The sequence below is a fragment of the Micromonospora tarensis genome, from assembly GCF_016803395.1.
In the GTDB taxonomy this organism is placed as follows: domain Bacteria; phylum Actinomycetota; class Actinomycetes; order Mycobacteriales; family Micromonosporaceae; genus Micromonospora; species Micromonospora tarensis.
In genome coordinates this window covers 1-9,627 of the sequence record NZ_JAEVHL010000249.1, presented here as the reverse complement: position 1 = coordinate 9,627, position 9,627 = coordinate 1, and the positions used below count along the sequence as shown (strand labels likewise).

8 protein-coding genes and 2 pseudogenes are annotated in these 9,627 nt (G+C 68.3%); 6 read left to right on the top strand and 4 right to left on the bottom strand.

The genetic code is table 11. The annotated features are described in order from the left end of the window. Positions 1–958: serine/threonine-protein kinase (locus JM949_RS29985; RefSeq protein WP_203151498.1), on the bottom strand; the 958-nt coding region annotated here is incomplete at its 3' end. Between the two features lie 90 nt (positions 959–1,048). Here JM949_RS29985 and JM949_RS29980 point away from each other — a divergent pair. From JM949_RS29980 to JM949_RS29960, 5 genes are all read left to right on the top strand, one after another. Further along, positions 1,049–1,243: an acyl-CoA carboxylase subunit epsilon gene (locus JM949_RS29980; protein ID WP_203151497.1), complete on the top strand. Its 195-nt coding sequence runs from the start codon at positions 1,049–1,051 to the stop codon at positions 1,241–1,243. Between the two features lie 89 nt (positions 1,244–1,332). Further along, complete coding sequence (locus JM949_RS29975) at positions 1,333–1,791, top strand: glycosyltransferase family protein (protein ID WP_203151496.1); 459 nt, start codon at positions 1,333–1,335, stop codon at positions 1,789–1,791. 1,373 nt (positions 1,792–3,164) lie between these two features. Next, positions 3,165–4,292 carry a type VII secretion-associated serine protease mycosin gene (gene mycP, locus JM949_RS29970; RefSeq protein WP_203151495.1) on the top strand — a complete coding sequence of 376 codons (1,128 nt, stop codon included), beginning with the start codon at positions 3,165–3,167 and terminating at the stop codon, positions 4,290–4,292. Positions 4,293–4,699: 407 nt separating this feature from the next. After that, positions 4,700–5,368 (top strand): Maf family protein, encoded by a 669-nt coding sequence (locus JM949_RS29965; RefSeq protein ID WP_203151494.1) that lies wholly within the window; start codon positions 4,700–4,702, stop codon positions 5,366–5,368. Then, positions 5,365–6,018, top strand: coding sequence for an O-methyltransferase (locus JM949_RS29960; protein WP_203151493.1), 654 nt, complete (start codon positions 5,365–5,367; stop codon positions 6,016–6,018). The genes JM949_RS29965 and JM949_RS29960 overlap by 4 nt, the downstream gene beginning before the upstream one ends. A 67-nt stretch (positions 6,019–6,085) precedes the next feature. Here JM949_RS29960 and JM949_RS29955 read toward each other — a convergent pair whose 3' ends face one another. The 3 genes and pseudogenes from JM949_RS29955 to JM949_RS29945 form a co-directional block, all read right to left on the bottom strand. Further along, on the bottom strand, positions 6,086–6,841 hold the full coding sequence (locus tag JM949_RS29955) for an ABC transporter permease (RefSeq protein ID WP_203151492.1): 756 nt from the start codon (positions 6,839–6,841) through the stop codon (positions 6,086–6,088). 16 nt (positions 6,842–6,857) lie between these two features. Next, positions 6,858–7,816 (bottom strand): annotated as a pseudogene (locus JM949_RS29950) (ATP-binding cassette domain-containing protein). 122 nt (positions 7,817–7,938) lie between these two features. Continuing rightward, complete coding sequence (locus JM949_RS29945) at positions 7,939–8,550, bottom strand: PadR family transcriptional regulator (RefSeq protein WP_203151491.1); 612 nt, start codon at positions 8,548–8,550, stop codon at positions 7,939–7,941. 148 nt (positions 8,551–8,698) lie between these two features. On the opposite strand from JM949_RS29945, the pseudogene JM949_RS29940 reads away from it, so the two are divergent. After that, positions 8,699–9,529: pseudogene (locus JM949_RS29940) on the top strand (ATP-binding protein); the annotation flags it as partial. Between the last annotated feature and the right edge of the window lie 98 nt (positions 9,530–9,627).

The following is a 9,627-nucleotide window of genomic DNA, read 5'->3' as shown; positions in this document are numbered from 1 at the left end:
CCGCGACCGGCGGCGGTGACACCGGCCGGTCGACGCTCTCAGCGGGTCGCGGAGCCGGCACCAGCGGCGGGCGCGGCTCACGCGGACCGTTCGGCCCCGGCCGGCGTACCCCATCGAGCAGCGAGATCCCGCGCGCCCGCTTGCCCCCGGCGCGGCGCAGCAACCGCTCGGCCACCTCGGCGGTGATCCGCTCGTTCGGGTCCTTGCGCAGCAGCCCGTTGAGCACGGCCTTGAGCGGGCCGGCGTTCTTCGGCGGCGGGATCGGCTCGGTGGCCAGCGCCGCGAGGGTGCCGATCGCCGACGGCCGGGCGTACGGTGACTTGCCCTCGACCGCCGCGTAGAGCGTCGCGCCCAGCGACCACAGGTCGGCCTCCGGCCCGGCGGTGCCGTCCCGGGCCCGCTCCGGCGAGATGTACGCCGGCGAGCCGAGCACCATGCCGGTACGGGTCACGTTGGGGTCACCCGGGATCGTGGCCAGACCGAAGTCGGTCAGCACCACCCGACCGTCCTCGCCGAGCAACACGTTGCCGGGCTTGACGTCGCGGTGCATGACACCCGCCTTGTGCGCGGAGCTGAGCGCACCCAGCACACCGAGGCCGATCTCCACCGCGCGGGCCACCGACACCGGGCCGTCTTCGGCGAGAGTGTCCTGCAAGGACCTCGACGCCACGTACTCCATCACGATCCACGGATCGCCGTCGGTGCGCAGCACGTCGAAGATGCGAACGACGTTGGCGTGGTTGAGCCGGGCGATGGCCCGCGCCTCCCGCAACGACCGCTCGCGCATCTCGCGGCGCTCCTCGTCGGTGAGACCGGGCGGCGGCACCAACTCCTTGATGGCCACATCGCGGTGCAGCACCTCGTCGCGCGCCTTCCACACCCGGCCCATGCCGCCCTGGCCGAGCGGCGACAGGAGCCGGTATCGGTCAGCGACGAGTTGGGGAAGCGCGTTCGACATCGCTGAGACGGTACCCGGAGCCGCTGACGCTCACACCGCCGGCACGCCACTGTCCGCTTCCCGCAACTTCGCGCCGCGTACCCTGGCGGCATGTCTGCCGAAGAGCCGCTGTTCCGGGTCGTGCGCGGCGTGCCCACCGCGGAGGAGTTGGCCGCTCTGGTGGGGGCGATAGTCGTCCGCTCCCGTCCGACCGCCGCCCCCGAGCCGGCGACCACGTCCGCCTGGGCGCGCAGCGGTAGACCGGCCGGTGCCGGCGGGTGGCGGGCCTCCGGCCTGCCCCGCTGACCCGACCCACCCGTCCGGGGGCTGCCAGGTGCTGGCGCAGCCGCTACCCTCACTCAGGGAAACGGTGCCGTTACAGGTAGGGAGGATCCATGATCCCCGAAGAGGACCGGCCAGCACCCTGGCTGCGCGGTTACGGCGGCATCGAGGCCGACATCAGCCAGCTCAGAGAGTTCGCCAACCGACTCGCCGCCGAGGTCGAGACCAACTACGCGCCCCACCTGTCGTACATCGCCGAAGACATGTCCGCCAAGTTGCCCAACCCGTGCGACGCCTTCATCGAGCTGGTCACCTTCCTGCACGCACACCAAGAGACCCAGCAGGCCACCGCCGACATGGTGTACGCCGTCAGAGGTGCCACCGGCCACCTGGCCGCCGCCGCCGACCAGGTCGCCACCCAGTACGCCGACAGCGACGCATTCACCGCCGCCCGTGTGTTGGATATCCGACAGGCGCTCGCGAACCCGCTGAACATGCTGCCCGGCGGCCCCACGTCGACCCTGACCGACCCGACCGGCCCCGACACCGACCGGCCGGTGGTGCTGCCGTGATCGAACGAGGCACCGGCCGCACCTCCGGCCTCACCGACTGGCAGCTCATGGACGTCAACAGCATGTGGGCATGCCTACAGGACCACGACACCGCCAACCACTGGAAGCAGGTCGCCGGCTGGCGCAAGGTCTGCGACCTCGCGCAAACCCACCTCGGTCGCCTCCAGGAATATCGGCGCGGGCTCGCCGAGGCGTGGCCCCCCGAAACCAGCGCCGCCTCCGGCACGTACCTCGCCGAACTCGACGAACTCATCGACAAGGTGCGACGCACCCACGACGCCGCCGCCGCGAACTACACCGCGCTGTCCGCCGCCACCCAGGCCATCAGCACCACCCGCGCCGCGCTCCGCAAGATCTATGAGGAGTACGCGGCCAAATTCCAGCGGAAGCAGGCGTTCGACGCGATGGCCGCCGACCCGAAGGCGGTCCTGGGGAACCGGGTCACCGAGCCGCCCGTTACGGATGGCGAGCTGGAACGGCTGAATGTGCAGGCACGGGCCATGATGTTCAGCCTGAGTGGCGAATTACAACAAGCACAAGCAACCCTGCAAAAACCTCCAGCCGCACCTAAAAATGCGCGGCAGCCGGAAGAGCACGACGTTTACGCCAATAATCCGACACCCGCCATTCCACCAATAGTGCCGGTTCCGCTACCAGCCTCGACCACCCCTTCTCGCAAAGCAATTGATAAGCAATCGCGCACCACCACCCCTGCGCAGTCGGGCTTGGGGCCGGTCCTTGGAGGGAACACATCTGGAGTTTTCTCACCTCCCAGCGCCGCCACACCACCAACCATACAAACGCCGGGATCGACAGGTCCATCAACTGCCCCTGCCCTAGGCACCCCGCCAAGAATTCCTCGAACCCCTATCGGCCCGCCTGCGGCGCTCCCCAGGATAACGGCCCCGCCCGGTGACCTGATGAGGCCCTTGAGTGGAGGACCCGATGGAAGTACCCCACACTCCGGAACGCCTTCGCGCCCAACCCCTCCCACTGGAGGACTAATCGGTGGCCCCCCAGGATCAACGTTAGGTCAACCTGCCAACAATAACGGCGCCCCTAGAAGGGTCAATCCCATCGGCGGCGTCATAGGCGGTGGAGCAGCTGGGACCGCACCCACTGGATCAGCCGGAAGCCGCCCAGGTGGGGGTCGCAGCATCAATGGAGGCCTAAATGGCTTGCCGATTGGCGGTGCACCTCGAGGGGGAAGTCACTCAGAGTTCCGGACAAAGACGGACGAGAAGTTTCGTCAATGGGACCCTGACAACCCTTGGGAGACCGATCAAGGCGTCCCTCCAGTAGTTCGCCCTCCAGACAGAGACGACCCGATTGACCCTGGCCCGGCAATAGGCTTCAACAGGTGAGAAGTGCCAATGGCAGGCTCTTCCGTAAACTTTCTATCGGGAATTCTGCTTTTAATTAGCCTTGCGACCCAACCTCAAGACGTAGAGCCAATACGAGCCGACCAGTGGCATTTGCGGTACCTACATATTGAGCAGGCACACCTGTTGAGCCAAGGGTCTGGAGTGATCGTCGCGGTGCCGGACACTGGAGTCGATCCTCACCCGGATTTGCGCGAAAACCTCCTCAAGGGTACCGACGTCACCCCGGGGGGAAATGGTGATGGCCGCCAGGATCGCGATAGTCATGGCACTTCAATGGCTGGTCTAATCGCTGCCCATGGCTCAATAGACGGACAAGGCGCTCTTGGCATGGCACCGAAGGCAAAGATCCTTCCAATCCTGGATACCCCGGCTAATGGAGTCGGCGATCCTGACGCACTGGCGTCCGGCATCGAATTCGCTGTTGCCGGAGGCGCTGATGTCATCAGCATCTCCGCAGTTGCTGGCGCAAGTGTGCGACTTCAGCAAGCAATTGGAATGGCTCAGGATGCTGACGTCGTCATTGTTGCTGCGGCCGGGAATTCGCCGCCCGACACCGATGTGCGCTACCCAGCTAGCGAAGAGGGCGTGATCGCGGTTGGGGGTGTCGATCGGGCTGGACGACATGCTGCCATCTCGGTTACCGGGCCGAAGATCGACGTGGTCGCTCCAGCCGTTGACATTTACAGCACCAGCTACGGCGGAAAATACTCGAAGGGCACCGGCACATCGAGCGCGACTGCGATTGTCGCGGGGGCGGCTGCTCTGATCAAGTCCAAGTACCCGCACCTGCCAGCGCGGGAGGTGGCGCATCGACTTACGGCTACCGCAGTCGACAAGGGACCGCCTGGCCGTGACGACGAGTACGGGTACGGCGTGATCGATCTTGTGGCAGCGCTGACGGCGGACGTACCGCCACTGGGGTTCGAGTCGGTGAGCGCGCCGGCCGGTGTTGTGTCGACCGCGACGGCTGGCGCTCCTTCCGATGACGACGATGGTGGGGCAACCGCGCGGGGCCTGGCCACCCTCGGGGTGATGGTGGTCGCCGGGGTCGGTTGGGCGTGGGTGGCGCGACGACGTCGACGTAGTGATGATCCACCGCCCCGAATCAGTCGCTGACTGGACGACCTGGGCCTTGATCGACTCGAGTTCACGGAAATCGCGGGGTCCTGGGCGCGAGGATCGCCCGACTTCCTTGAACGCGAGTGGATCACGCTCGGGCGACCGTGGATTGCGCCTGAGCAAGCACGTACCACGCTCGAGCGAGCACGCACCACGCTCGAGCGAGCACGCACCACGCTCGAGCGAGCACGCACCACGCTCGAGCGAGCAGGGATCAAGGCGACGGGCCAGGGCTAACAGTCAAGGCTCAGGCAATCTGGGGGCGGATCTGTCGGTCGAGGTGCGGGTTCAATGGCGTGCCGTGACGGCAGCCCACCGAACTGACGCAGTAGACGAGGGTCGCCTCGTCTCGCCACTCGGCGGGCTGACGGGGGACGGGGCGGTTAGCCGGTAACGTCGGGTGGGTGTCTGAGACTGTGCCGCTCCGCCTCGTGCTCGCTTCGGCGAGCCCCGCCCGTCGTAAATTGCTTCAGGCCGCCGGTGTCGAGCCGGACGTGCTGGTCAGCGGGGTCGATGAGTCCGTGGTGGTGACCGAGCGGGCCGAGGATCTGTGCCTGGAGTTGGCGCGGCTCAAGGCCGAGGCGGTGGTGGGCCGGCTGAGCCCTGCCGCCGACCAGCGGACGTTGGTGATCGGCTGTGACTCGGTGCTCGCGTTCGACGGGGAGATTCTCGGCAAGCCGACGGACCCGGAGGACGCCACCCGGCGGTGGTTGCGGATGCGGGGGCGCAGCGGCGTACTGCACAGCGGGCACTGTCTGATCGACGTGGCCGGCGGGCGGCGCGCGGAGGCGGTCGCCTCGACCGTCGTTCACTTCGCCGACATCAGCGACGACGAGATCGCCGCCTATGTGGCCACCGGTGAGCCGCTGGCGGTGGCTGGCGCGTTCACCATCGACGGGCTGGGTGGGGCGTTCGTGGAGCGGATCGAGGGCGATCCGGGGACGGTGGTCGGGTTGTCGATGCCGCTGCTGCGCCGACTCCTCGGCGAGTTGGATCTGCGCATCACCGACCTGTGGACGAAGGTCGCGCCGGGCGGCCAGTCCGTCGAGCCACTGGGTAACGTCCGGTCATGACCACCAAGTCGATCCCGCTCACCAACGAGCTGCACGCCTACCTGGTCGCACACGGCGCCCCACCGGACGAGATCATCCGGGACCTGGCCGAGGAAACCCTTTCGCTGCTGCCGGAGCACGCCGGCATGCAGGTGGCCCCGGAGCAGGCCGCCTTTCTGACGTTTCTCACCCGGTTGCTGGACGTACGGCAGGCCGTCGAGATCGGCACGTTCACCGGGCTGTCGTCGTTGGCCATCGCCCGGGGGTTGCCTGAGGGTGGGCAGCTGACCTGCTTCGACATCTCCGAGGAGTTCACCGGCGTCGCCCGACGCTACTGGGAACGGGCCGGGGTGCAGGATCGGATCGACCTGCGCATCGGCCCGGCCGCGGACCGCCTGCGGGAGTTGCCGCACGAGCGCCACCTGGACTTCGCGTTCATCGACGCGGACAAGACCGGCTACCCGGTCTACTGGGCGGAGTTGGTGCCCCGGATGCGCCCGGGTGGGGTGATCGCGGTCGACAACGTGTTGCGTGGCGGCCGGGTGATCGCCCCGCGGGACGCCGGTGACCGGGCCATCGCCGCGTTCAACGACGAGGTCCTCGCCGACGTGCGGGTGGACCCGGTGATGCTGCCGATCGCGGACGGCCTCACCCTCGCCCGGGTGCGCTGAGCACGCCGAAACACGGTTATCGGGGTGTCCTCGTGCGGAGGACACCCCGATATCCGAAGCGAGAGCGTCAGCGCACGCTGCGGGCGAACTGGCGGGCGGCCCAGTAGACGCCCAGGGCGGCGAGGACGGCGGTGATGCCCAGCCCCTGCCAGACCTTGTCGCTGCCGAGGTCACCGGCGAACAGCGCCCGGGTGCCGTCGACCGCCCAGGAGAACGGGTTCCAGTTGGCGATGCCCTGCAACCAGCCGGGCGCGAAGGTGAGCGGCAGCAGGATGCCGGAGAGCAGCAGCACCGGCTGCGCCACGGTGTTCATCAACGGGGCCAGCGCGTCCTCGCTCTTGACCTTGAGGGCGACGCCGTAGGAGACGGCCGAGGTCATGAGGGCGATCAGGGCGAGCATCAGGTACGCGAGGAGCAGGTCGCCGAGGAACACCCGCAGGTCGAACAGGAGCGCGAGCAGGGTGATGATGACCGCCTGCACCATGAGCGAGACGACGTCGCGCAGCGAGCGGCCGAGCAGCAGGGCGAGCCGGCTGATCGGGGTGACCCGGGAGCGTTCGATGACCCCGGCGCGCAGCTCGGCGATCAGACCGAAGCCCTGGAACAGGCCGCCGAAGATCGCCAGCAGCACCAGCAGGCCCGGTACGAAGATCTTGTAGGCGGCGGCCTGGGTGGGGGCGTTCAGCGCGGGCTTGAGCAGCGGGGCGAAGAGCAGCAGGTACATGACCGGCTGGAACACTCCGACGAAGACCCAGACCGGGTTACGCAGCAGGAGTTGGGTCTGGCGCTGGAAGATCAGCCAGGTGTCACGGGCGAATTTCATGAGTCGTCTCCGGGGGTCAGGACTCGCGCAGCGAGCGGCCGGTCTTGGTGAGGAAGACGTCGTCCAGGCTGGGTCGGTGCAGCTCGATCGAGCGCAGTTCCAGCCCGGCGTGGTCGAGTCGGCGCAGCACCTGCGGGATCGCGGTGGCGCCCTCGTCGACGTACAGGCGCAGGCCGCCCTCGTCGGCGGTCTCCAGCTTGTTGACGTACGGCTCGCCGTCGAGTGCCTGGGCGGCCGACGGGGTGGCGGCCAGGTCGAGGCCGACGAGCACCACGTCGCCGGAGATCTCCCTCTTCAGCTCGGCGGGCGTGCCCTCGGCCACCACCTCGCCGTTGTCCATGATCGCGATCCGGTCGCAGAGCGCGTCGGCCTCGTCCAGGTAGTGCGTGGTGATGAAGACGGTCATCCCGTCGGCGCGTAGCCGCCGGATCTCGTCCCACATGTGGGCGCGGCTCTGCGGGTCGAGGCCGGTGGTCGGCTCGTCCAGGAAGACGATCTTCGGCTCGTGGATGATGCCGAGCGCGATCTCGACCCGTCGGCGCTGGCCGCCGGAGTAGGTCTTGCACTTGCGGTCCGCGTACTCGGTGAGCTGGAAGGCGTCCAGGGCGCGGGCGGCGCGCCGCTGCGCGTCGACCTTGCCGATGCCGTACATCCGGGCGTGCAGCACCAACTCCTCGCGGGCGGTGGACTCGTCCCAGGTGCTGCCGCCCTGGGGGACGTAACCGATGCGGCGGCGCACCTCGGCCGGGTCCTTGCGCAGGTCGGCGCCCGCGATGGTGGCCTCACCGCCATCCGGCTCGATCAACGTGGCGAGCATCCGCAGCGTGGTGGTCTTGCCGGCGCCGTTCGGGCCGAGGAAACCGAAGATCTCGCCCTCGGCGACCTTCAGGTTGACGCCCCGCACGGCCTCCACCGTCTTCGTCTCTCGACCGCGCGGGAGCGGAACGACTTCCGCAGCCCCCTGGTCTCGATCATCTCTGCTCCTGGTCGTTCGGGCCGGACGGGCCGGCCGTGGAGTTGGGACGACGCCGGACGGCGCACTCCCCCGCTGTGCCGCCAGCAGGCTAACGCGATATAGCTTTTTTAGTCAACGTTGATTATTCGCCCCGGGCTTCGCGCTGCCCGTCACCGTCGCGCCACCCCGACCAACCTTCCGCGTTCTCCAGCTCAGCAGGCAGGTACGACACACCGGATTCGATGCGTTCCGCGATCCGCTCGCACCAGGTCATCTCCGCCTCCGCCCGGGCCGACCACAGCTCGAACATCCACCCGACGTGCACCGGCTTGGTGTTGCGCACCCAGTCCGAGCCGAGCGAGGCCCGCATCGACTCGATTCCGGCCCGCAGCAGGTTGGCCCGGTTACGCAGGGCCGCCGCCGCCTCGGGCCGTGGCATCGCGGGCAGAAAGGAGAAAGCCGCGGTGAACGGGTCGATCGGCTCGGAGAAGTTCCACCAGAGATTGCGCAACAGCGTCTCGAACTCGTCCTCCCCCTTGGGGGTCACCTCGTAGGTGGTGCGGGCCGGACGCGCGCCGACCTGCTCGGTGGCGACGGCGCGCAGCAGCCCTTCCTCGGTGAGCTTGCGCAGGGCGTGATAGATCGACCCGGGCTGCACGTTCGCCCACTTGTCGGCGCTCCAGCTCAGCAGCTCACGGCGCACGTCGTAGCCGTGCACGGGCTGCATCCACCGCACCAGACCGAGGATTATCATCCGAGTTGAAGACACCTGATAAGCGTAATAGCCAAGTTTGACTAGACGGCTGCGCGCTCAGTGCGGCATCCCACACTGAGCGATCGTTAGGGTCGCCGGGGTGGCCGATACACTCCCCGTCAGTAACCTGCCCGGGAGGAGCCACGAGGTGCGCAAGGTACTCATCGCCAACCGCGGCGAGATCGCCGTTCGGGTGATCCGCGCGTGCCGCGACGCCGGCCTGGGCAGCGTCGCCGTGTACGCGGACTCCGACCGGGACGCCCTGCACGCCACCCTCGCGGACGAGGCGTACGCGCTCGGCGGGGACAGCGCGACCGAGACCTACCTGCGCATCGACAAGCTCCTCGACGTGGCCGCCCGGTCCGGCGCCGACGCCGTACACCCGGGTTACGGCTTCCTCAGCGAGAACGCCGACTTCGCCCAGGCGGTCATCGACGCCGGGCTGACCTGGATCGGCCCGACCCCGCAGGCGATCCAGGACCTGGGTGACAAGGTCACCGCGCGGCACATCGCCCAGCGTGCCGGCGCGCCGCTGGTCCCCGGCACTCCGGACCCGGTGGCGAGCCCGGACGAGGTGATGGCGTTCGCCGTCGACCACGGTCTGCCGGTCGCCATCAAGGCCGCGTTCGGTGGCGGCGGGCGCGGCCTGAAGGTCGCCCGGACGATGGAGGAGATCCCCCAGCTCTTCGAGTCGGCCACCCGGGAGGCGGTCGCCGCGTTCGGTCGGGGCGAGTGCTTCGTCGAGCGTTACCTGGACCAGCCCCGGCACGTCGAGGCGCAGGTCCTCGCCGACCAGCACGGCAACGTGATCGTGGTGGGCACCCGGGACTGCTCGTTGCAGCGCCGGCACCAGAAGCTCGTCGAGGAGGCCCCCGCGCCGTTCCTCACCGACGCCCAGCGGGCGCAGATCCACGACAGCGCCAAGGCGATCTGCCGGGAGGCCGGCTACCACGGCGCGGGCACTGTGGAATACCTAGTTGTAGTGATCATGAGCGTTGTTGACACGGCGTGGCGGCTTGAGAAATGAAGAGACCTCCGGCGAGGTGGAAGTTGCGACGCTTTCACCTTGACCGGAGG